General features: G+C 71.8%; 19 protein-coding genes and 1 pseudogene. 12 read left to right on the plus strand and 8 right to left on the minus strand.

Annotated elements, in window-relative coordinates; translation table 11 throughout:
* Positions 1 to 23 precede the first annotated feature (23 nt).
* Positions 24 to 695: a response regulator gene (locus PZC42_RS10775; RefSeq protein WP_277210897.1), complete on the minus strand. Its 672-nt coding sequence runs from the start codon at positions 693 to 695 to the stop codon at positions 24 to 26.
* Positions 692 to 1,957 carry a sensor histidine kinase gene (locus PZC42_RS10780; protein ID WP_277210899.1) on the minus strand — a complete coding sequence of 422 codons (1,266 nt, stop codon included), beginning with the start codon at positions 1,955 to 1,957 and terminating at the stop codon, positions 692 to 694. Before PZC42_RS10780 ends, PZC42_RS10775 begins: the two co-directional genes overlap by 4 nt.
* 186 nt (positions 1,958 to 2,143) lie before the next feature.
* Between PZC42_RS10780 and PZC42_RS10785 the strand changes: the two genes are divergently transcribed.
* The gene (locus PZC42_RS10785) at positions 2,144 to 2,902 is read left to right on the plus strand and encodes a DUF998 domain-containing protein (protein WP_277210901.1); all 759 of its coding nucleotides are present in this window, start codon (positions 2,144 to 2,146) and stop codon (positions 2,900 to 2,902) included.
* Positions 2,903 to 3,557: 655 nt separating this feature from the next.
* Here PZC42_RS10785 and PZC42_RS10790 read toward each other — a convergent pair.
* Together PZC42_RS10790 and PZC42_RS10795 are read right to left on the minus strand one after the other, a co-directional pair.
* Positions 3,558 to 4,322 carry an SAM-dependent methyltransferase gene (locus PZC42_RS10790; RefSeq protein WP_277210903.1) on the minus strand — a complete coding sequence of 255 codons (765 nt, stop codon included), beginning with the start codon at positions 4,320 to 4,322 and terminating at the stop codon, positions 3,558 to 3,560.
* A 170-nt stretch (positions 4,323 to 4,492) separates the two neighbouring features.
* Positions 4,493 to 5,266: a hypothetical protein gene (locus tag PZC42_RS10795; protein WP_277210905.1), complete on the minus strand. Its 774-nt coding sequence runs from the start codon at positions 5,264 to 5,266 to the stop codon at positions 4,493 to 4,495.
* Positions 5,267 to 5,303: 37 nt separating this feature from the next.
* Between PZC42_RS10795 and PZC42_RS10800 the strand changes: the two are divergent.
* From PZC42_RS10800 to PZC42_RS10825, 6 genes and pseudogenes are all read left to right on the plus strand, one after another.
* Positions 5,304 to 5,475: pseudogene (locus PZC42_RS10800) on the plus strand (IS256 family transposase); the annotation flags it as partial.
* Between the two features lie 268 nt (positions 5,476 to 5,743).
* A complete protein-coding gene (gene dnaK, locus PZC42_RS10805) occupies positions 5,744 to 7,630 on the plus strand; it encodes a molecular chaperone DnaK (RefSeq protein WP_277210907.1) in 1,887 nt (628 codons plus the stop codon).
* Positions 7,627 to 8,298: a nucleotide exchange factor GrpE gene (gene grpE / locus PZC42_RS22535; protein ID WP_277210909.1), complete on the plus strand. Its 672-nt coding sequence runs from the start codon at positions 7,627 to 7,629 to the stop codon at positions 8,296 to 8,298. The genes dnaK and grpE overlap by 4 nt, the downstream gene beginning before the upstream one ends.
* Before the next feature lie 103 nt (positions 8,299 to 8,401).
* Entirely contained in the window at positions 8,402 to 9,400 is a 999-nt protein-coding gene (locus tag PZC42_RS10815; protein WP_277210911.1) for a DnaJ C-terminal domain-containing protein, read from the plus strand.
* A 43-nt stretch (positions 9,401 to 9,443) separates the two neighbouring features.
* Positions 9,444 to 9,896 (plus strand): heat shock protein transcriptional repressor HspR, encoded by a 453-nt coding sequence (locus PZC42_RS10820; protein WP_277210913.1) that lies wholly within the window; start codon positions 9,444 to 9,446, stop codon positions 9,894 to 9,896.
* Positions 9,897 to 10,078: 182 nt separating this feature from the next.
* Entirely contained in the window at positions 10,079 to 10,387 is a 309-nt protein-coding gene (locus PZC42_RS10825; protein WP_277210915.1) for a DUF1540 domain-containing protein, read from the plus strand.
* 82 nt (positions 10,388 to 10,469) lie between these two features.
* Here PZC42_RS10825 and PZC42_RS10830 read toward each other — a convergent pair whose 3' ends face one another.
* On the minus strand, positions 10,470 to 11,123 hold the full coding sequence (locus PZC42_RS10830; protein ID WP_277210916.1) for a hypothetical protein: 654 nt from the start codon (positions 11,121 to 11,123) through the stop codon (positions 10,470 to 10,472).
* Between the two features lie 304 nt (positions 11,124 to 11,427).
* On the opposite strand from PZC42_RS10830, the gene PZC42_RS10835 reads away from it, so the two are divergent.
* On the plus strand, positions 11,428 to 15,222 hold the full coding sequence (locus PZC42_RS10835; protein ID WP_277210918.1) for a sigma-70 family RNA polymerase sigma factor: 3,795 nt from the start codon (positions 11,428 to 11,430) through the stop codon (positions 15,220 to 15,222).
* Positions 15,223 to 15,229: 7 nt separating this feature from the next.
* Here the strand turns inward: PZC42_RS10835 and upp are convergent, their stop codons facing one another.
* Together upp and PZC42_RS10845 are read right to left on the minus strand one after the other, a co-directional pair.
* Positions 15,230 to 15,865 (minus strand): uracil phosphoribosyltransferase, encoded by a 636-nt coding sequence (gene upp / locus PZC42_RS10840; protein ID WP_277210920.1) that lies wholly within the window; start codon positions 15,863 to 15,865, stop codon positions 15,230 to 15,232.
* Between the two features lie 86 nt (positions 15,866 to 15,951).
* Positions 15,952 to 17,652, minus strand: coding sequence for a hypothetical protein (locus PZC42_RS10845; RefSeq protein ID WP_277210922.1), 1,701 nt, complete (start codon positions 17,650 to 17,652; stop codon positions 15,952 to 15,954).
* A gap of 258 nt (positions 17,653 to 17,910) precedes the next feature.
* Between PZC42_RS10845 and PZC42_RS10850 the strand changes: the two genes are divergently transcribed.
* From PZC42_RS10850 to PZC42_RS10865, 4 genes are all read left to right on the plus strand, one after another.
* Complete coding sequence (locus tag PZC42_RS10850) at positions 17,911 to 18,342, plus strand: nucleoside deaminase (RefSeq protein ID WP_277211372.1); 432 nt, start codon at positions 17,911 to 17,913, stop codon at positions 18,340 to 18,342.
* A 181-nt stretch (positions 18,343 to 18,523) separates the two neighbouring features.
* Positions 18,524 to 19,900 carry a sensor histidine kinase gene (locus tag PZC42_RS10855; RefSeq protein ID WP_277210924.1) on the plus strand — a complete coding sequence of 459 codons (1,377 nt, stop codon included), beginning with the start codon at positions 18,524 to 18,526 and terminating at the stop codon, positions 19,898 to 19,900.
* Entirely contained in the window at positions 19,888 to 20,547 is a 660-nt protein-coding gene (locus PZC42_RS10860; protein ID WP_277210926.1) for a LuxR C-terminal-related transcriptional regulator, read from the plus strand. Before PZC42_RS10855 ends, PZC42_RS10860 begins: the two co-directional genes overlap by 13 nt.
* Positions 20,544 to 21,470: a DUF4097 family beta strand repeat-containing protein gene (locus PZC42_RS10865; protein WP_277210928.1), complete on the plus strand. Its 927-nt coding sequence runs from the start codon at positions 20,544 to 20,546 to the stop codon at positions 21,468 to 21,470. Before PZC42_RS10860 ends, PZC42_RS10865 begins: the two co-directional genes overlap by 4 nt.
* A 14-nt stretch (positions 21,471 to 21,484) precedes the next feature.
* Here the strand turns inward: PZC42_RS10865 and PZC42_RS10870 are convergent, their stop codons facing one another.
* Positions 21,485 to 22,993 (minus strand): phytoene desaturase family protein, encoded by a 1,509-nt coding sequence (locus PZC42_RS10870; protein WP_277210930.1) that lies wholly within the window; start codon positions 22,991 to 22,993, stop codon positions 21,485 to 21,487.
* Position 22,994 lies beyond the last annotated feature (1 nt).

The raw sequence follows: 22,994 nt of genomic DNA on the forward strand, positions 1-22,994 counted from the left end.
GCCTGTTGCTTCCTCGAGGGTGATCAGCGGGGGTCGCCCGCGGTGACGAGGCCCGACTCATAGGCGCAGATGACGGCCTGAGCGCGGTCTCGCAGGCCTAGCTTGGCGAAGATCTTGCCGACGTGCGTCTTCACGGTCTGCACCGAGACGACGAGGTGCGCGGCGATGTCCGTGTTGGACATGCCGCGGGCGACGAGCCGCAGCACCTCGGTCTCGCGTGCGGTCAACGACTCCAGCATGGACGTGCGCACGGGTTCGGTCGGGCGCGCGAAGAACTCCTCGATGAGCCGTCGTGTCACCGACGGCGCGAGCAGCGCCTCGCCAGACGCCACGACACGGACGGCGGTGATGAGGTCCTCGGGCGGGGCATCTTTCAGCAGGAACCCGCTGGCGCCCAACCTGAGCGCCTCGTACACGTAGTCGTCGACGTCGAACGTCGTGAGCATGAGGATGCGGGTCAGATGGGCTCCGTCGGACGTCGCCAGGATGCGCCGCGCCGCTTCGAGCCCGTCCATCCGAGGCATCCGGACATCCATGAGCACCAGGTCGGGGTGGTGGAGCCGGGCCGCAGCCACGGCCGCTTCACCGTCCTCGGCGTCGGCGACCACCTCGATGTCGCTCTGCGCGTTGAGCAGTGCGGCGAACCCTGCCCTGACCATCGCCTGATCGTCGGCGATCATCAATCGGATCGTCATGCTGTGCTCTCGCTCGCCTCGATGGGTAGCCGTGCTCGGACCGAGAAGCCGCCCTCAGGGGTGGGCCCGGTCTCCAGGGTCCCGTCCAGGAAGGTCACCCGCTCGCGCATCCCTACGAGGCCGAACCCGGCCGAATGCGGTTCCGGCGAGCTGGTGCCATCGGTGGGCGCGGCATTCGTCACCGTCACGACGACCTCAGCATCGTCGGCGCGGACCTCGACCTCGGTGCGACTCCCCGGAGCATGGCGGATCACGTTGCTGAGCGCCTCCTGCGTGACACGGTAGACGGTCAGCGCCACCGCATAGGGGAGGGCGTCGGGGAGTCCCGACACGGTGAGCGTGACCGGAACTCCGGCGCGCTGGGCAGACTCTGCGAGCAGCTCGAGCTGCTCGGGCCCCGGCTGCGGGGCACGTTCCCCGCTCTCGTCCTCGGCGCGGAGCACCGCCAGGAGGCGGCGCATCTCGATGAGCGACTCGCGGGCTTGTTCGCCGATCGAGCGGAACTCCTCGCGCGTCGACTCCTCCAGACCGTTGAGCCGGTACTCGGCGGTCGAAGCCTGGATGGAGATCACCGACATGTGGTGGGCGACGACGTCGTGCAGCTCGCGGGCGATGCGAGCCCGCTCCTCGAGGATGTGGCGGCGGGTGCGCTCGGCCGCGGCGACCTCTTCCTCCTGGGCCACGCGGGCACGACTCTGACGCCTCAGGCGCACGAGCAGTCCGAGGAGGAGAGCGAATGCGGTGTACGTCGTCGTCAGCGCCACGCTGTCCGCAGCGGGATTGAAGCCGGGTGGGTAGTAGCCGTCGACCACGCGGATGTTCACCACGCCGATCTCGAACATCCAGTAGGCGCAGATGCCCGCGACGATCGTGGCGAACCACGTGGCGATCGACACCCCGACCCGCTTGTCGCGGGCGACCGCGAACTGCACGACCAGGAGCGTGAACAGCAGGGGCGGAGTCACGGGCCACACGCCGTTCCAAACCTGGGCCGGGCCGACGACGGCGATCGCGAAGGTCGCCATCGCCAGCCCCCACGCCCCGAGCGGTCGGAAGCGAGCCAGCACGATCGCGGCGCTCGACAGGACCGCCGCGATGCCGCCCCAGTCGGCCAGGCTGCTGCTGGACAGCGTCGTGGCTTGGAGGGGAAGCATCAGCAGGGCGAGCGGCACCGACCCGGGGCCGATGAACGCGAGCACGGTGGGCAGGCTCCAGCGCCACGAGCCGTCGCCGACGGGCCCGGTGCTGATCAGGTAGCTCATGACGCGGCGTATCGGACGCCGCCGCGTCGCCTCGGACTGCATCGGGCCACGCTATGCCGTGCCAGTTCTCGGTGTCCTCACCCCACGGACCGATCTTCGCGGCGGTGTCTCACCCCTGGGTGTGAGAGACAGGACCGCTCTAGGGCTTGATGGCATCTGACCTGGGAATACGTAGCTTTCCGAGTCATGAAGAAGACCATGTTCCACTCTCCTGCAGCGGGAGTCGTGGCCGGTACCGCGATCGTGCTGAGCGTGCTGAGCTTCGTGGTGATCCACGTGACGATGTCGGACACCGTCCACCCCCTGACCGGGACCGTGTCGACGTATGCGCTCAGGTTTCCCGGCAACGTCCTGTTCCCGACGGGTGCGATGGGTCTGGCCGTCGCCTGTGCGATCCTCGCGGGGCGAGGCGTCGGTCTGCCTCGACAGGAGCCGATCCGCTGGATCCTGGCGGTGACCCCGCTGATGTTGATGGCGACCGCGGTGTTCCGCACGGGTACGCCGCAGACGGGTCTGACGATCGGCGCGCAGATTCACCGATACTCGGCGGGCGCGGCGTTCATCGCGCTGATCGTGGTCGCCTTGCTGTGCATCCATCGCTCGCGTGGGACGGATGTGCCCATCGGCGTGCGCCGCATGCTCGGGTGGATCGCGGCACTGAGCCTCCTGACGTTCGCGGTCACGACGGTGAACACGTTCTGGCCCGGGTTCCTCTCGGGCGGAGAATGGCGTGGTGTGCCGCAACGAGTGCTGCTGGCCGTGCAGTCGGCGCAAGTGATGGTGCTGCTGGTCAGCTCTCGACGTGACGTCCACGCTGCTGAGGAGGCCGTCGAGACCGTCAAGCCGGCTGCGGCCTCGCGTGCGGCGACGAGGGGATCTCGTCAGCCGGTCGCTGTGCCGAGCGAGCTGGTCTCGGCTCCGGTGCTGACGGGAGCGGGGGCCTGAGCGGGGGCTGGCAACGCCCCACTGCAGCACCTCAGAAAGAGGCCGGGATCCTCACGCCGTTCCCGGCTCCGAGCCTCGACCCGTCCGGGAGACCGAGGAGTCGGCGGTCCATGTCCTCGCCTGGTCTCACTGGCGACGACGACACCAGGCCCGAGCCCGCACCGCGCACCATCATCGACGCATCACTGCAGGTCAGGGTCACGATCTACGGGTGTAGTACGAGCCGGCCACCCGGGCAGGATCAGGGGTCCTGAATGGCCCCGCGAACTTGCCGTTTCTCAGCGGCAGTTGTTCCGGTTCGCACGTGCAGCGATCAGGAGGGGAGTGCGGGCGGTGAGGGATGGCCGGGTGCTGAGCTCGCCCTTGGGGCGGTTGTTCGTCAGCGAGGTGGCGAGCTCGTCTGAGGTGCTCGACGTGGCCGTCGGGGACGCTTTGAGCGTTGCGCTGGGGTGTGCTGTGCAGTCGCTGTTCGACGTCGGAGAGCACCCAGCGTTTGTCCGTGTAGGACTTGGCGCCGTAGCTACCGTTGACGACCTTCATGCGGTCCGAGCCAAAGGACTGCCGTCGCGCCGATCACCTCATCCGGCCTGGTGAAAACACCTCTCGGTCTGGGCGCGTCGGACCTCGGATTTCAACGCTACAGGGAGACGAATCTTCAAGGACTCATGACGGTCGCCCGGCCCGGGTGCAGAACCAGCGTGACGAACCCGAGACCGCCACGGTACCCCTGGAGCCAGCCGTTGCGGTGCTTCTCGACCTCGGAGAGCACCTCACGCGCCTCAGGGTGGTCCGGGTTCTCGACCGCCCAGCGAGCGGGTGCCCCCGTCCACGCCCACTCGTAGTCGTCCCACTCCTCCTGAGTGCTGACGTGCCCGTGCACCGTCGCCCACCCGTGCCGCGTCACGAGGTCGACGGTGCCGCGCAGGTCGAGGTACTCGTCCGCCGAGAGGCCACCGAGGCCGTCGAGGACGGCCGCTGTCGGAGGCGCAGGCCAGAAACAGTCACCGAGCAGTAGCAGACCGTCGGCGGCGAGGTGGCCGCGCGCGGCCTCGAGCGTGGGTCCGAGGCCCCCGAACGCGTACGCCGCGCCCACGCTGAGCACCGCGTCGAACGGCGTCTCGCTCACGTACTCCCGGACGTCGCCCTGAACCAGCGTCAGCCGGTCCGCCACGCCCGCGGCAGCAGCCTTGGCCAGCGTCTCCTCGAACCCGACGTCGGACGCGTCCACCCCCACCGCGGTGACACCGGGTTCCCGGCCCAGCGCCCGCAGCAGCCACGTGCCGTCACCGCACCCGAGGTCGAGGACGCTCCGTCGGCCGCCCGTCGTCCGGTCGAGCAGGCCTTCGACGCGGGCATCGCTCAGCGGCGACGCGATCGGGTGCTCGGAGTGCGCCAGGCGCATGAGTGTGGATCGTTCCATCTCCGGACCCTATGCGAGGAGCAACGGTCGGGACATGAATTTCTCCCCCGACGTTCGCCGTCGACGAGCGAGGTGTTCTCACCAGGCCGGGTCGAGTGTGAGCCGTCGACTTCGGAGACCCGCCGGGTCTAAGAATTTCTCGGCCACGTGCGGCTTCTCTTGGCCGAGACTTACTGCGTCGAGCGGATGGGTGTTTGGATATCGGAGCCGCTTGTCTCCGCCGCCGCAGCTGAGGTTGCCGGGAGTTCGGCCACGACTGGTGCCTGACGCCGGTACCCCTCGAACATCGGTCCTCCCGCGGCGTCCAGCGTTGCCCGTGTCACTGCCTCTAGCGCCCGGTGGTCCTGCCGCGCGGCGAGCCACCGGTCCGCGAACCCGGGATCCCAGGCGCGCAGCTCGCGCAACAGCCACTTGCCGCCCCCGTCCCACTGTCCGGCGGCTGCCAGGGCAAGGTGTCCGACCCGCTCCCACAGCACCGCCCGCACCACCTCCGCCTCGCCGCTGTCGCGCGCGTGCGCGAGGTCGTCCAACAGGTCCGTCACGCCATAGCGCGCATCCTCCAGGTCCGACGCCGAAGCCGGGCCGGGGCCCGCGTCCACCGATGCGCGGCATTCCCGCTGCAACCCGTCGGCCGCACCGACGGGGCCCGCGACCGGTAGGCCGGTCGCGATCATCCGCGCCAGCGTCGGCTTCCTGCGTGTCGTCTCCTGCGCGATGAACCAGCGGTGGCCTGCCTCAGTGTTCACGAACAGTTCGACCGGCCAGTCCTGCCAGCGCACCGAGTCGCGGTGCCCCACGGATTCGTCGGGCACGCAGACGACGATGTCCAGGTCCGACCCCGCCGTCCGGGATCCCGGATAGAGCACGCTGCCGGTCAGGAGTGCCCAACGAGCCTCCGGGTATCGGTCAGCGACGAGGGAGGTGGCATCGGCTATCGGGTCCATGCCCGCCATTCTTGTGCAGCGCCGCGTCTGCAGTCGCCGGGCCGCGATCGTCCGACTGGTCGGGGCCGTGCTGGCCGAGCAGACCGACGAATGGGCCGAAGGCGCCGCTACCCCGGCCTCGAGGTCCTCGCCCTTGCTTCCGCCTCACCCCGGTCACCGAGCCTGAAGAGGAGGTGGACACCGTCCTCGTCCTCGAACTCAGCGCCTGATATCACCAGGATCGCCGAGCGCTACACCACTACCGGGGACTTGACCGCGGCTGGGGCGCCTGACTCCGTCAGGTGCCCCACGGTTCCGTGCCGGTGACACAGTTCGCTCACAGCGAACAGAGCGCCCCGCCTGCGGGAATATCACCCACCCGCACAAGGTTGAGCCATGCAGACTCAACTTTGACGGCCCGAGTTGGACACCTGCCTCGCCGCGTCCTAAGTTGAGTGCAGACGACTCAATCCCCCGTCACGAAGGAGAGCAACCACCATGGCTCGTGCAGTTGGCATCGACCTCGGTACCACCAACTCGGTGGTCGCCGTCCTGGAGGGCGGCGAGCCCACCGTCATCGCGAACGCCGAGGGTGCCCGCACCACCCCGTCCGTCGTCGCCTTCTCCAAGAACGGCGAGGTCCTCGTCGGTGAGGTCGCCAAGCGGCAGGCCGTCACCAACGTCGACCGCACCATCAGCTCGGTCAAGCGCCACATGGGCACCGACTGGTCGCAGGAGATCGACGACAAGAAGTACAGCGCGCAGGAGATCAGCGCCCGCATCCTGGGCAAGCTGAAGCGTGACGCCGAGGAGTACCTCGGCGAGCCCGTCACCGACGCGGTCATCACCGTCCCCGCGTACTTCAACGACGCCGAGCGCCAGGCCACGAAGGACGCCGGCCAGATCGCCGGCCTCAACGTCCAGCGCATCGTCAACGAGCCCACCGCCGCGGCACTCGCCTACGGCCTCGACCGCGGCAAGGAGGACGAGCTCATCCTCGTCTTCGACCTCGGTGGCGGCACGTTCGACGTCTCCCTGCTCGAGGTGGGCAAGGACGAGGACGAGTTCTCCACCATCCAGGTCCGCGCCACCTCCGGTGACAACCGTCTCGGTGGTGACGACTGGGACCAGCGCATCGTCGAGCACCTCATCAAGCAGGTGAAGAACTCCGCGGGCGTCGACCTGTCCAAGGACAAGATCGCCCTGCAGCGACTGCGCGAGGCGGCCGAGCAGGCCAAGAAGGAGCTCTCCTCCGCGACGAGCACCAACATCTCGATGCAGTACCTGTCGATGAGCGAGAACGGCCCCGTCCACCTGGACGAGAAGCTGACCCGCGCGCAGTTCCAGCAGATGACGCAGGACCTCCTCGACCGCACCAAGGAGCCGTTCCACGCGGTCATCCGCGACACGGGCGTCTCCATCTCGGAGATCGACCACGTGGTGCTCGTCGGTGGTTCCACCCGCATGCCGGCCGTGGCCGACGTCGTGCGCGAGCTCACCGGTGGCAAGGAGCCCAACAAGGGCGTCAACCCGGACGAGGTCGTCGCCGTCGGCGCCGCCCTGCAGGCCGGTGTCATCGGCGGTGAGCGCAAGGACATCCTGCTCATCGACGTCACCCCGCTGTCCCTCGGCATCGAGACCAAGGGCGGTGTGATGACCAAGCTCATCGAGCGCAACACGGCCATCCCGACCAAGCGCAGCGAGATCTTCTCCACGGCCGAGGACAACCAGCCGTCGGTGGCGATCCAGGTCTTCCAGGGCGAGCGCGAGTTCACCCGCGACAACAAGCCGCTGGGCACCTTCGAGCTGACCGGCATCGCGCCGGCCCCGCGCGGGGTCCCGCAGATCGAGGTCACCTTCGACATCGACGCGAACGGCATCGTCCACGTGTCCGCCTCGGACCGCGGCACGGGCACCGAGCAGTCGATGAAGATCACCGGTGGGTCGGCCCTCCCGCAGGAGGACATCGACCGGATGGTCAAGGAGGCCGAGGAGCACGCCGAGGAGGACAAGAAGCGTCGCGAGGAGGCCGAGACGCGCAACCAGGCGGAGTCCTTCGCCTACTCGATGGAGAAGCAGGTCGCGGACAACCGCGACAAGCTCCCCGCCGACGTCGTCTCCGAGGTCGAGGCGGACATCGCCGGCGTCAAGACCGCCCTGGAGGGCGAGGACGCCGACGCCGTCAAGACGGCCTACGAGAAGCTGGGCGCTTCCTCCCAGAAGATCGGTGAGGCGCTGTACTCGGCCGAGCAGGCCGCGGGCGCCGGTGCCGGCGCCGAGGGCGCGCCGGCCGACGGCACCGCGCCGGAGTCGGAGAACTCCGACGAGGACGTCGTCGACGCCGAGATCGTGGACGACGAGGACGAGAAGAAGGACGCCAAGTGACGTCCGACGAGACGCAGGGCACCCCCGAGCAGCCGGAGGACGGCGGCTCGGGGGACACCCCCTTCCAGTTCACGGACAAGCGCAAGGTCGACCCGACCTCGGGCCAGAAGCGTCCGGAGGCATCGCCGTCGGGCACCTCGGAGGGCACGGGCGAGGCCGGCGGAGCTGCCGACGGCGGGACGAGCGACCCGCTCGAGGCGCTCGACTTCGAGCCCTCCGGCGAGGCGGTCGAGGACTCCGAGCTGCTGCAGGCCAAGGCCCAGGCGGCGGAGAACCTGGACGCGCTCCAGCGTGAGCGCGCGAGCTTCACCAACTACCGCAACCGGGCGCTGCGCGACCAGGAGGCTGCGCGGACGCAGGGCACGCAGGACGTGCTCGCGGCGCTCCTGCCGGTGCTGGACGACATCGAGCGTGCCAAGCAGCACGCCGAGCTGTCCGGCCCGATGGCGGCCATCGCGGAGAAGCTCGACGCGTCGCTGGCGAAGTTCGGCATCGAGCGGTTCGGCCGGGTGGGGGAGGAGTTCGACCCCACCGTGCACGAGGCGCTCATGCACAACACGGACGCCGAGGCCGAGGCCACCACGGTCAACCTGGTGGTCGAGCCGGGCTACCGCATCGGTGAGAGGGTGGTCCGCGCCGCCCGCGTGGGCGTCGTCGGCCCCGAGTGATGGTTGTGGGCGCGATTTCTGGGATCTGGTACCCGCCTAAAGTGGACAGAACGGGCCAGAAATCGCGCCCACAACGCCGAAGCAGGGAAGGAGAAGGGACGCCGTGACCGGTCAGGACTGGATCGAGAAGGACTTCTACGCCGCGCTCGGCGTTCCCAAGGACGCCGATCAGGCGACCATCAAGAAGGCGTACCGCAAGCTGGCCCGTCAGTACCACCCGGACCAGAACCCGGGCAACGCCGCGGCCGAGGCCCGTTTCAAGGAGATCGGCGAGGCGTACTCCGTGCTGTCCGACACCGAGCAGCGCCAGCAGTACGACGCGGTCCGGTCGATGGCGGGCGGCGGCGCGCGCTTCGCCGCGGGCCCGGGCGGTGCGTCCGGCGGGTTCGAGGACGTCTTCAGCTCGATGTTCGGCAGCGGGCACTCCGGCGCGCGCCCGGGAGCCGGGCCGCAGTACCAGACCGGTGGCGCCGGGTTCGAGGACATCCTCGGTTCGATGTTCGGCGGCGGCATGGGTGGCGGCCGGCCTGCCGGGTTCGGCGGACCGCAGCAGCGCAAGGGGCCCGACGTCGAGACGCGCGCCACGCTGCCGTTCCGTGCGGCGGTGGAGGGCACCACGGTCGAGCTGACCGTCGACGGCAGGAAGATCACGGCACGCATCCCGGCCGGTGTGCACGACGGGCAGAAGATCCGCCTGCGCGGCAAGGGGCGACCCGGCGCCGCCGGCGGCCCGGCGGGCGACCTGCTCATCGCTGTGCACGTCAGCGAACACCCGGTGTTCTCGATCGACGGCGCGAACCTGCGCATGACCCTGCCGGTCACGTTTGCGGAGGCGACGCTCGGCACCACGGTCGAGGTGCCGACCCTCTCCGGGGAGAAGGTGCGGCTCAAGGTGCCCGCCGGGACGCCGTCGGGCCGGGTGCTGCGGGTCAAGGGGCGCGGCGTCGCGACGGCGAAGCGTACCGGCGACCTGCTCGTCACCGTCCAGGTGGTGGTGCCGCAGAAGCTGAGCCGGGCAGCCAAGAAGGCGCTGGAGGACTTCGCGGCGGAGGCCGACGGCGAGGACGTGCGGGCCGAGCTGGCGGCCAAGGCCACGCAGTAGGGTCGGACACACCGGACTCGGTCGAGGAGCGAAGGAGGGCGACGTGGTCACCGACGACGCACCCGTGCTCACGGTCTCGCAGGCCGCGCAGCTGACCGATATGCACCCGCAGACCCTGCGGCAGTACGACCGCCTCGGGCTCGTCGTGCCACGGCGCACCCGTGGTCGCGGACGGCGGTACTCCCGCCGTGACGTCGCCCGGCTGCTCGAGGTGCAGCACCTGGCGCAGGACGAGGGGATCAACCTCGCCGGGGTCAAGCGGATCCTCGATCTCGAGCAGCACGTCTCCGTCCTCGAGCACCGGCTGCACGAGCTGGCGAGCCTGCTGGCCGAGCGGGAGCGGGCGGACGGCCGCGTCTTCGCGGCGGGCACCCGCGGTGACGTCGTGGCGGTGCCCCGCGGGCAGCGGGTGCGGCGCACCGAGCTGTACGTCGAGGCCAGGCGCGAGCAGGGCGGGGCGATGGTGCTGTGGCGCCCGCCGCCGCACCGTGACTGACGCCCTCGCCGGGCGACCCGCCCGTCGGCTAATTTCCGGAACGACATTCTTTCGTTAATGAATTGTTCTCTGGTAAGGCTTTCCTTACTCGAATGGGAATGTCGCACCTTCCTGTGCAGGAATCGAAATCGCGCCTATGATCGAGAGATATCGGCGACGAGACCTGACACGAGGAGCGGATCATGACCACCCTGATGGAGATGCCCGAGGTCACCAGCTGTACCGTGGACGGCTGCAGCTACAACCACGACCACGACTGCCACGCGGGTGCCGTGACCATCGCCGGGGTGCCCGGGGACGCGTCCTGCGCCACGTTCATCCCGCTCAGCACCAAGGGCGGGCTCGACAAGGTCGTCGCGCACGTCGGTGCGTGCCAGCGCACGGACTGCGTCCACAACGAGGACCTGGAGTGCGCGGCCAGCGCGATCCGCGTCGGTGCCGGACCGCAGGAACCCCACCACGCCGACTGCCTCACCTTCACCACCGAGTGACAGACGATCCACGACAAAGGCCTCGGACGGCGGCGTCCGAGGCCTTTGTGCTTCGCTGGTGGGCTCTGGCGACCTCCGTGGCTCAGCGGTGCAGCTGGCGCAGCAGCTCCAGGGCAGCCTGGTGGGAGTCCGGCAACCCTTCCACCCACACACGCACCGGGCGACGCATGCTCTCGGCGACGCCCAGGACCTCCGCGTTGCGCTCCACGATCTTGCGCACCGACTGCGCCAGGCGAGCCGTCTCCGGCCCGCGCTCGCAGAGCACGGCGAACACGCCGTCGCTCAACGACGCCATCGGATGCCCGCTCCCGAAGACCTGGTCCAGCGTGCGGCCGACCGATGCGGCGCGCGCCATCCGCTGCCAGGCGCCCAGCTCGTCCACCGCCACGTCGAGGATCACCAGGCAGTGCGAATCGGGGACGTCGCGGTCCGCGCGCTGCGCGAAGCCGTAGGTCTCGCGCAACCGTTCGCCCAGATAGTCAGCGGTGGGGAGCCCGGTGGCGGGGTCGCGGAGGCCGGACGGTCCAGGCTCCCGTTCCCGCACCAGCACCCACCCCTGCGCGGCACCGCGGACGGCGTCCACGTCGAGGGGGGCGCCGACGGACCGGTAGAGGCAGCCGACGTCGTCGAGCGTCTCGTCCAGGCCGATGCCAGCGGCGCTGCGTGCCGTGCCCAGTCGGTGGGCCGCCATCTCAGGAGAGCGGCCGGCCTCGAGTGCCTCCACGAGAGCATCCACCGCAGGGTGGTACCAGTCGCCAGGACGAAGCCATACTTCCGTCAGGCTGGCGGCGCGCCAGCGCTCACGGGTGTCGGTGGCTGGTGCGCCACCGGGGGGCAAGGGCAGGATCATGATGGTGGGACTTCCATAGGGCTTCATCATGACGCAGTTCCGGCAAACCGGCGCGGGTGAATCGCAGCCCAGCAGGATTCCCTCACCGCCGCGAGCCGCGCCGTCGGCGGAACGGGCGTAGAGTAGCGCCGTTCGTGCCCGACCGGGTGCGGGCGCGCACGGGGGCGCAACGAAGAAGCGGATTGGCGACGTGACCGACGTCTACGTGGGATCGGACGGAACGGCTCCCAGCGATGGCGAGCTGATCCTCGAGGTGCGCAGCGGCAGCCTCGACGCCTACGGAGCCCTGTTCGAGCGGCACGCTTCGGCGGCCAAGGCCCTCGCCCGCCAGTACGTCTCGGCCGCCAGCGACGCGGACGACGTCGTCTCCGAGGCGTTCCAGCGTGTGCTCGGGGTGCTGCAGAAGGGCGATGGGCCCGACACGCACTTCCGCGCCTACCTGTTCACCGTCGTGCGACGTCTCGCGGCCGACCTGTCCCGCCGAGCGCGCCGCATGCGCCCGACGGCGGACGAGGAGACCTTCGAGTCGGCGCTCGGCCCGTCGTCCTCGCCCGAGGACCCCGCCCTCGCCGGGTTCGAGAACACCGTGGTCGCACGCGCCTACCAGCGGCTGCCCGAACGGTGGCAGGCCGTCCTCTGGTACACCGAGATCGAACAGCTCACGCCTGCCCAGGTCGCGCCCATCCTCGGCCTGACGCCCAACGGGGTGTCCGCCCTCGCGTACCGCGCGCGCGAGGGCCTGCGCGTCGGCTACCTGCAGGAGCACCTCTCCACCGACCCCGCCGGCTCGTGCCGGACGGTCAACGCCCTGCTCGGTGGCTACGTCCGAGAATGCCTCTCCCGGCGCGAGATCGCCCAGGTCGACGCCCACCTCGAGGTGTGCGGCGACTGCCGGACCCTGGTGCTCGAGCTCAGCGACGTCGCGCACGGGATGCGGGCCGTCGTCGCACCGCTGATCGTCGGCCTGGCGGGGATGGCCGTCCTGGGTGCGTTGCCGGTCGGCCTCGTCACCGGCGGGGCGGTCGGTGCTGGAGCGGTCGGTGCGGGATCGGTCGGAGCCGTCGGGTCCGCCGGCGGTGTCGGTGTCGGTGCGACGGCCGGTGCCACGGCGACGGCCGGCGCGACCGCCACGGCGACGGTCGGTGCGACGACGACCGCCGTCGCGGCGACCACGGCCGGCGTCTCCGGGGCGACCGTGGCTGCCTCCGCCGGTGCGGTCGCGGTGGCGACCGTCGGTGTCGTCACCGTCCTGGGAGCCATGGGGACGAACGACCTGCCCTCGGTCGTCGACCCGCCGTCGCACAGCGTCGAGGGCGAACCGTGGCCGAGCGAGGCGGAGCCCGAGGAGGCTGGACCGCCGGACGAGGACCCGGCAGGGCCCGGTGACCTGCCACCTTTCCTGACCGACGCCGATCTGCTGCCGGAGGACCTCGGGCCGGCACCGGCCGAGATGGTCGTCGAGATCGCCGAGCCGGACGCCGATCTGCAGCCGCGCGTCATCGAGCACCTGGACCTCCGGGTCGCGAACTCTGGCGAGACCGCGGCGATCGGCTCTCACGTGCTCCTCTCGCTCCCGGCCGGGGTTCGACTGGCACCGACGTCGTCGCCCTCAGGGACCGCCGCCGGCGTCGTGCACACGACGCAGACGCTCCCCTGCACCCCGACGGCGGCGCCGCAGGAGGCTCTGTGCGCGCTCGGCACGGTCGGGCCGGGCGAGACACGGACCGTCACCGTCCCGCTCGTCGTCCGTGACGGCGGTGCGTACACGGTCACGGCGCAGACCTGGGCCGACGGTGTGGACCCCCGGAACATCGCGCTCACGCCGATGCAGGTCGAGTACTACGGACCCGAGCTCACCGCGCGGACGGACAGCACCGTGGCCGTCGCCAACCCCGGGCTCGCCGAGGTCCCTTTCACGGTGCAGAACAGCGGCGACGAGCCGGTCGCCGCAGGGTGGACGACGAACGTCCGCGTCCCCGCCGGCCTCGTGCCGCAGGGGATCGGGGGAGACCTCGCGTGCGAGGCCCGTGAACGGCCGGCCGACGACGGCGCAGCGGTATGGCGCTGCACAGGCGGAGCGCTCGCGCCGGGCGAGTCGGTGACGGGCCGCGCCACGGTGGTCGCGGACGGCGCGACGGCGCAAGGCACCTACGAGGTCAGGGTCGCCCCCACCCTGCCCGACGGCGGTCCCACGGTCCGTTCGGTCACGGCCGTCTCCGCGCCGCGGGCGTGGGAAGGTGCCTACGCCGGGACGGTGTCGATCGAGGCGTCGTGCCGTGCGACGGGCGGCCTGACCAAGGCGGACGCCGTCGTCGTCGGCACCTACACGAACCTCACCGGCCGCACCGTGGACGTGACGTTGGAGGCGGCCGGGACGCGCGTCTCGACGTCCACCTCGCTGGCACCCGGCGACGCCACGACACTGACCGCGCCCGACGGGCTGCGCGTCCCCGCCGGCGAGGGAACGTGGACGCTGTCGACCGTCGTCGGTGGCGCGACCTACAGCCGGACCGTCGCCGCGGGGTCGCACGGCTCCGCCGAGTGCTACGACCCGAGCTGGGACGTGCGGACCTCCTCGACCGTCCGCAACGACGGCGGGAAGATCCGGATCGAGGGCACGATCACCAACCGCACGAGCGAACCGATGCAGGCCTCGATGGCCGCTGCCGGGGGCAAGACCGATGCCGTGCGGCTCGGTGCGGGCGAGACGGTCACCCTCGGCCGCACGACGGACAGCACCGAGCTGGGGGCGGGGGCCGCCACGTTCCTGCTGTACCGGTGGGTCACCGACTTCGACGGTGACCAACCGGCCACCGGCGTCGTGCCGGCGACCGCACCGACCGTGGGCTACGAGGCGGCGAAGATCGCTCCGCGTGCCGGCCGGGCAGAGACCGCGGGGGCGTGCACGTACGACGCCGCGAGCGAGACCTCGTGGCGCACGTTCACCATCCCCGTCGACAACTCGCGCTCGACCCTGCCCGTGGTCTTCACCGCGCAGGCAGGAGGCAGCAGCCAGGACTCGCGGGTCGCCGCCGGGCAGAAGGGCTCTCTCAAGCTCCGGGTGGCCTGGGGCACGGAGTCCGGCTCGGTGTCGGCCGACGGCCTCCGGCTCGCGAACCTCGATCTCGGCTTCGCGAGCTGTGCCGAGGCACCCTCCTGGCCGGCCAGCGTCCAGGTGAGTGCTGCGACCCAGTGCGACGCCGGCACCGCGCAGATCGTCGTGGACGTCGCCGGCGACGACCGCCGGTCCTGGACGGCGACCCTGCTGCGCCGGGGGGACGCGGTCGATCAGCGGCAGCTCGCCGCGCGGGGCTCCGTCCGGTTCGTGGTCGACACCGGATCGTGGCGCACGAGCTCGGGGACCGTGACCGTTCGCCTCGGGCGCACCGTCGAGGGGCAGTCGTTCACGGTCGAGCGAGCCGCCGACCATGACGCGGTCCGCTGCGTCGTGCGCGACCCGCAGGCTCGACTCGACGAAGGTCCCGTCGAGATGGACCGGTACGGCGACTACGCGACGTCGTGGCGGCAGGTCGGCGTGGTGCTCGACAACACCCGGTCCACCGTGAAGACGTCGTTCCACGTCGTCGGACCGCACGGTGTGGAGGAGAAGGTCACCGTGCCGGCGGGCAAGACCCGCACGGTCGAGGCCCGGCGCGTCGACGGGCGGCACGGTGCCACCTGGGCGGTGTCCTCCCGGGGCTGGTCGACGCAGCTCGAGGTCGAGACGTTCACCGCCGCCGAGGCCGGCTGGTGCGGCGCGCGGGTGGCGTGGGGCGAGAAGTACTCGGACGGTGACGTGCGGTCGTGGAACGGCAAGGCCCAGCGCTACCTCGGCTGGGACGGGTCGCCCCCCCAGGGCGAGCACGGCAAGGGTGGCGAGCGCGGCAAGAGCGGCACGTCGTGGTACGACGCCGAGGAGTGGGTCGGCGTGTGGATGGGCCAGTGGGAGCAGTGGAAGGAGATCGGCCTCTGCGAGTACCGCTGACGGCTGCTCAGACGATGCCGTAGAGGCGGTCTCCCGCGTCACCGAGCCCTGGCACGATGTACTTCTTCTCGTTGAGCCGCTCGTCGACGGCGGCGACGACGATCTGCACGTCGACGCGGTCGCCGACGGCCTCCTGGACCACCTGCAGCCCTTCCGGCGCGGCGAGCAGGCAGACCGCGGTGACGTCGCGGGCACCCCGCTCGAGCACGTAGTCGATCGCGGCGACCAGGGTGGCGCCGGTGGCCAGCATCGGGTCGAGCAGGAACACCTGACGGTCGGTGAGGTCGTCGGGCAGCCGGTTGGCGTACGTGACGGCCTCGAACGTCTCCTCGTCGCGCTGCAGGCCGAGGAACCCCACCTCCGCAGTCGGGAGCAGTCGCGTCATGCCGTCGAGCATGCCGAGGCCTGCGCGCAGGATCGGGATGACGATCGGGCTCGGGTCGCTCAGCGCGACGCCCGTCGTGGTCGTCACCGGGGTCCTGACCTCCCGGGGCTCGGTCCGCACGTGCCGGGTGGCCTCGTAGGCGAGCAGGGTGACCAGCTCGTCGACCAGCAGCCGGAAGATGGGCGACGGCGTCGACTCGTCCCGCAGGACGCTGAGCTTGTGGGCGACCAGCGGGTGGTCGGTGACGTGCAGGCGCATGGACACACCGTACCGGGGTGGTCGTGTGCGAGGACGCCGAAGGGCCCGACCGGTGCGAACCGGTCGGGCCCTTCGATCTCAGCAGGTCAGCTGTGCTGGAGGCGGCGACGCACCACGAACAGCGTCACGCCACCGGCGACCAGCAGGAGGGCCACCGCAGCGGCGATGCCCACGGTCGCGCCGGTGAGGGCGAGCTCGTCCTCACCGGAGGCGCCGTCGTCCGCGCCGGAGCCGTCCTCGGGCACGTCCACGACGGTCTGGGCGGCAGGGCCGCGGACGTTGCTCGGCGCGTCGACGCAGTCCTCCGACGCCGGCGGGTAGTTCACGACCGTCGAGTAGTCCGGGTTCACCTCGAACAGGACCTGGACGCCGTCGCGGGTCCACGCGAAGTTGCCGTCCGTCTCGGCGTACGTGCCGTCCTCGAGCTGCTCCCAGCCCGGCCACTGCAGCGGTTCCTCGTCCGAGGCGCCCGGCCACAGCAGACGACCCTCGAGCGGCAGGCCGGTGGTGACGTGGTCCGCACCGTCCGGGTTGAGGAACGTGATCGTCAGCGGGTTGTCACCCTCGACCTCGGAGCTCTCCGGCAGCGAGACGCCGTAGACGAGGTACGGCGAGCTGGCGTCGCAGACGGCGCCGATGTCACCGGGGACGAGCTCGCAGGCCTCGTCGGTGAGGGTCGTCTCGGTGACGGTGTAGAGCGCCGTGGTGGCGTCGACCGACGTGTACTCGGCGGGCAGGTCGCCGAGCGTGAAGCCCTCGGCTGCGTGGGCGAGGAAGCCCTCGGTCGTCGACTCGTAGGTGACCTCGTCCGTGTCGGCGGGAAGCTCGATCAGGTCGTTCTCGGTGCCGCACAGGTCAGTGATTGCGGGAACCGACGGGCTGACGACCGGCAGGTCGGTGTCGCACACGAGGTCGCCGAAGGTGAAGGTCCACTCGGTCTGCGTGCCCTCGGGGAACTGCTCGCCATCGACCGGGGTGGCGATGACCGTCACCTGGGTGCGGGAGGCGTCCCACTGCTCGGCGTACTCCGCGACAGTGCTCTCGGGGAGAGTCACGGAGGGCTCGGCGTCGCACACCTCGACGGGTGTGGGAGCCGGCAGCTCGACCGGGGTCGGCACGTTCTCGTGACAGTCGGGGACGGTGACGAGGTCGCTCAGGTTCTGGTGCTTCGCCTTCACGAGCCACTTGGAGAGCTTGGTGACGGGCGGTTCGATGGTTTCGGGCCAGGCGAAGTCGTCGGCGAGCCGGACGACGTCCTGCTGAACCCCCCACGCGGGTCCACAGACATCCGTGGGCAGCTCCTCGACGGGCAGCTCGGTCAAGTACTCGCCGCCCGGGCGGGACGTGACGAACGTCTGGGGGCCCGAGTTGTCCCACGAGGCGTCCTGCTCAGGGTTCTTCTTCTCGTACAGGTAGAGGCCGGTCTCGAGCGCCGGGGCGGCGGCGCACGGCTCGGTGGTGCCCTTCCGGATCTCGTCGAACTGCTTGCCCTTCTCGCCGTCCCACGCGTCGATCTCGACGACCCAGTCGTGCCCGGTCCCGTCGAGCTTGACGGTCGTCGTGAACGACCGGTCGAAGTCCTGGCGAAGCACCTTCTTGCCGTCGACGGAGACGGTGACGGTGTTCTTGTCGCCCCGGTGGCCCTTGACGTACTGCGTGAGGTTCAGCGAGAGACTGTCACAGGTGGAATGGACGTTCGGCGTGTGGGCGGAGGCAGGCATCGCGGTGGCGACGAGCCCTCCGAGTGCGAGCGCGGCAGTGGCGACGCTCGCGAGGATTCTCTTCACGGCTGTGTGATCCCTTCACAGGTGGGTGCGAGTGCGGAAACACCCGGCGGGTAGTAAACGGGGATGCGTGCTATTAGAGCATCCTGTCCGTCTCGGGCGGAAGGTCGGTCGCGGGTGAATTGTCCGAGGCAACCGGGCGTTCGCTCTGGTCGGTAGCCTGGGCGTGTGGAGCAGCCCTCGGTGGACCGACCCGAGCCGGACGACGACGTCTTCCCGCCGAGCACGCTCGGGGCGCGCCGTGCGGCCTGGGACGACCTCATGGGTGCGGCCCTGGTCGAGGCGGCCCAGGCCATCGCGACGGACGACGTCCCCGTCGGCGCCGTCGTCGTCGGTCCGGACGGGCGGGTGCTCGGCACCGGTCGCAACCGCCGCGAGGAGTCGGGCGACCCCACCGCGCACGCCGAGGTGCTCGCCCTCCGTGCGGCGGCGGCCGCCCGGAGAGGCTGGCGGCTGGACGGCTGCACCCTGGTGGTGACGCTGGAGCCGTGCGTGATGTGTGCCGGAGCGCTCGTCGCGGCGCGCGTCGACCGGCTCGTGCTCGGCGCCTGGGACCCGAAGGCCGGTGCGACGGGCTCGGTGTGGGACATGGTCCGCGACCAGCGCGCGCTGCACGCCGTCGAGGTGGTCGCCGGCGTGCGGGCCGACGAGTGCGCCGCCGTCCTACGCCGGTTCTTCCAGCCCCGCCGCTGACCGGCCCCCGCCGCTGACCGGCGCCCTCCGCTCGGCACATTCCGCTCGGATCGGTCGCTCAAGCTGCCGAGCCGAGCGCGAACTGCCGAGCGCACCACGTCGGGGGCGTGGGGTAGCCCTACCCGTGGGGCGTGGGTCGGCCGCATTCCGCGCCGTGGCCCACCCTCGTAGTGTCGGTGCCATGACCAGCACCGAGCCCGCGGCGACCCGGGTCGCACCAGCGCTCACGACGCACCCCGGGTTCGTCCGCGCCCCCGTCTCGGCAGCGACGTACCGCGGCGTCGCCCAGCTCGCCGTCGGCTGGATCTGGTCGCTGACGGCGGGCCTCCTCGCCGTGATCGGCGTCGTCACGGCGGCCGCGCTCGTCCCCGCGCTCGGCCTCGGGCTCGTCCTGCTGCCACCGATGCTCGCCCTGGCACGGGCGTTCGGCGGCGTCGAGCGCGCTCGCGTCGCCGCGCAGACCGGCGTCCGCGTGCCGGCGCCGGAACGACGGCGGCCCGCCGGCGGGCGCCGCGGTGCCCGGCTGTGGGCGGCGACCACCGATCCCGCCGGCTGGCGGGTGACGGCCTACGCCCTGCTCAGCCTGCTCCTGCAGAGTCTCTACCTGGCGCTTGTCGTCGCGCTGGTCGCGGGGGCCGTCGGCGGCGGCGCCCTGACCGCCCGGCTCCTGATGACCGACGGGCGCACCTGGACGGCTTCCGCCGCGACTGCCGCTCTCGTCGTCCTCGTCGCGGTCCTCGCCCTCTGGTTCGCCGCGTTCTGCGCCCAGGCCGGCACCCTGACCGTGGTGCGCCTCGCCCGTGCGCTGCTCGGGCCGTCCGCCGCAGCGGAGGCGTGGGCCGCCCAGCGCGCCGCCGAGTCCGAGGCGCGTGTCGCCGAGTCGGCCGCGGCGGCGGCGGCGCAGCGGGCCGACGTCCTCACCGAGACCCGCGCCGCCGCCCTGGAAGCCGCGGACGCCGAGCGCCGCCGCATCGAACGCGACCTGCACGACGGCGCCCAGCAGCGCCTCGTCGCCCTCGGCGTCGCGATGGGCACCGCCCGTCGAGCCGCCGAGAACGACCCGGCCGCCGCGACCCTCGCCCTCGAGCACGCGCACGGCGAGGTCAAGGAGACCCTCGCCGAGCTGCGTGACCTCGTGCGAGGCATCCACCCGGCCGTGCTGTCCGACCGTGGCCTCGACGCCGCGCTCTCGGCGCTTGCGGCCCGCAGCCCCGTCCCGGTCCGCGTCGAGGCGTCCGGCCTCGACGCGGCGGGGACGACGGCGCAGGCCGCCGCCTACTTCGTCGTCGCAGAGGCGCTGACGAACGTCGCCAAGCACGCCGTGGCGACCCGCGCGACCGTTCGTGCCGCCGTCGTGCCTGTGGGAACCGGAACCGAGACCGGGGCCGTCCTGCGGGTCGAGGTGACCGACGACGGTCACGGCGGAGCCGAGGCCGCTCCGGGCGGTGGGCTCGCGGGCCTGCGGGGCCGCGTCGCCGCGCTCGACGGCACCTTCGACCTGACCAGCCCGGCCGACGCCGGCACCCGACTGACCGTGGAGCTCCCGTGCGCATCGTGATCGCCGAGGACTCCGTCCTCCTGCTCGACGGCCTCACCCGGTTGCTCCGGGCCGAGGGGCACGACGTGACCGGCCACCGCACCGCGTTGGAGATGGTCGCCGCCCTGACGACCGCGGGCGCGACGCTGCCGGACCTGCTCGTCACCGACGTGCGCATGCCGCCGTCGCACACCGACGAGGGGCTGCGGGCCGCCGTGCACCTGCGCAGCCTGCACCCGGGACTGCCGGTGCTGGTGCTCTCGCAGTACGTGGAGCAGCGCTATGCCGCCGAGCTGTTCGCCCGCGGCACCCGCGGCCTGGGCTACGTGCTCAAGGACCGGGTGGCGGACGTCGACGAGTTCCTCGACGCCGTCGACCGGGTGGCGGGCGGCGGCGCCGTCCTCGACCCGGAGGTCGTCTCGCAGGTGCTCGCCCGCTCGCGCCACGACCTCGCCGACCTCACCCCGCGCGAGCGCGAGGTGCTCGCCCTCATGGCCGAGGGGCGTTCCAACGCCGCGATCGCGGACCGGCTCGTCGTCGGACCCGCCGCCGTGGAGAAGCACGTGACCAACATCCTCACCAAGCTGGGCCTGCCGCCCGACGCGGACGCGCACCGTCGCGTCATGGCGGTGCTGCGCTGGCTGGACCTGAACGGAGACCTGAGATGACCACCCCGCCCACCGGCACCGCGCCGGCACCGTACGCGCCCGGACCCCCGGCCGACCCGCAGCGCAGCCCTGCCGGGCGCGTGCTGCTCACGGGCGGTCTCGTGCTCGCCGCCCTGCTCGTCGCATGGGGGGCGCTGCACCTGGTCGACTGGGGCCTGTCCTCGACGAGCACCACGCGGGAGGACTACGACGGCGCGGCGGGCCTGGAGCTCGTGGCCGACGGCGACATCGACGTCCGGGCCGACGACGCCATCACGGGCATCGAGGTGGACGCCGTCGCCCGCCGTGGCCTGGTCGCCCCGCGGTACTCCGTCGAGGAGACCGGCGGCCGCCTGGTGCTGACGCACCGCTGCCCGTCATGGGCGTGGTTCTCCTGGGTGTGCTCCGGCGAGCTGCGCGCCGTCGTCCCACCACAGACCGCGGTGGTGGCGCGGACGGGCAACGGGGACGTCTCGGCGTCCGGGCTCGACGCCGACACCGAGCTGCGGTCGTCGAACGGGCAGGTGAGCGCTGGTGTGATCGGGGGTGACCTCGTCGCCCGGTCGAGCAACGGCGACATCCTGCTGAACGACGTCGCCGGTGGTGTGGACGCACAGACGGCGAACGGCGAGCTGGAGATCGCCCGCGTCGAGGGGCGGGTCTCGGCGCGGTCGAGCAATGGTGGCGTCGAGGTCTCCGACGTCGGCGGCGGCGTCGTCGCCCGGACGAGCAACGGCACGGTGGAGGTCTCCGGCGCCGGCGGTGATGTCGAGGCACGGTCGTCGAACGGCAGGGTGACGGTGATCGGTGACGGCGAACCGGTGGCGTTGACGATCGGCACGTCGAACGGCCGCGAGACGATCGAGGGACCGACCGACCCCTCCGCCGCGCGGACGGTCGAGATCCGGAGCTCGAACGGGGACGTGGCCTACCTCGTGCCGTGAGCTTCGAACCGGGGTCAGAGCGGCGCGATGTGCAGGTCGTAGACCTCGCGCAGCGCGTGCCGGGCGGCGTACCAGCCGCCCATCCCGTGCACGCCGGGCCCGGGCGGCACCGACGCCGAGCAGAGGTAGACGCCGCCGGCCTGGCGGTACGGGTTCGGGTGGGCGGTCGGCCGGGCGATCATCCGCCACAGGGTGACCCGGCCGCCCGCGATGTCGCCGTCGGTCAGGTTGGGGTTGTGCTCGGCCAGCTGCGCGGCCGGGACGCACCGCGAGGTGACGACGACGTCGCGCACCCCCGGCGCGAAGCGTTCGACCTGGTCCAGCACGTCGTCCGTGACGTCGCGGGTGGACCCGGCAGGGACGTGCGCGTACGCCCACAGCGGCCGCAGGCCACCGGCCGCTCGGGAGGGGTCGACGACGGTCGGGTCGCTGACCAGGCACATCGGCCTCTCCGCGTGGTCTCCCGCCGCGACCGCTGCCTCGGCACGGGCCATCTCGGCGCGTGTGCCGCCCACGTGCACGGTGCCCGCCCGCCCGACCTCCGGCTCCGTCCACGGCACCGGTCCGGACAGCACGAGATCGACCTTCGCGGCGGCGTCACCACGCCCGAGCCCGGTCAGGCCGCGTTGCCGTGACGGTGGGACGTCGTCGCCGATCACGTCCAGCACGGTGCTCGGCGACGTGTCGAACACGTAGGTCGCCGCGTGCGGCAGGTCGGCGCGGGACCGCACCGGGTGATCGGTGACGACGGTGCCGCCGTGAGCCTCGAGCTCCCTCTGCAGCGCCGCCGTGATCGCGCCCGAGCCGCCGCGCGGGATCGGCCAGCCCCCCGCGAGCCCGGGGCGCCCGCCCACGCCCCCGGCACCGCCGGTGGACGACGGCGTGGCGTGCGCGAGCATCCCCAGCAGCAGCGCCGTGCCGGCCGCCCCGAGCGACGGCAGCGGGGCGATGGCGTGCGCGGCGACCCCGGTCAGCAGCGCCGCCGCCTCCTCGGTACGGAACCGCCGCCCCCACAGGCCCGTGCCCTGCTCGGCCACCGCGAGCCCGAAGCGGGCGGCCGCGACCAGACCACCACCGTCGGACAGGCTGACCGGCAGCGACCGCTTGTCGCCCAGGCCGGCTGCGACCACCGCCTGCCAGTGCTCGGCGAAGGGGCCGAGCAGCGACCGCCACGCCGCGCCGTCGGCCCCGAGCCGCTCGGCCGTGCGCTCGATGTCCTGGTACGCGATGCCGGCGCGACCGCCCGGCAGCGGCTGGGCGTACGACACCTCGGGTGTCAGCAGCTCGACGCCGTGCGCCGGCAGGTCGAACGCGCGCAGCACGGGCGAGGCCCACGCCATCGGGTGCACCGCGGAGCAGACGTCGTGCACGATCCCGTCCGCCAGGCCGAGGTCGAGCGTGCGCGACCCTCCGCCCACGGTCGGCTGCGCCTCCAGCACCGTCACCTCGAGCCCGGCCCGGGCGAGGGTGACGGCTGCGGTGAGCCCGTTCGGACCCGACCCGACCACCACGGCGTCCAGCATG

This window comes from Isoptericola croceus, assembly GCF_029382255.1.
GTDB lineage: Bacteria > Actinomycetota > Actinomycetes > Actinomycetales > Cellulomonadaceae > Isoptericola > Isoptericola croceus.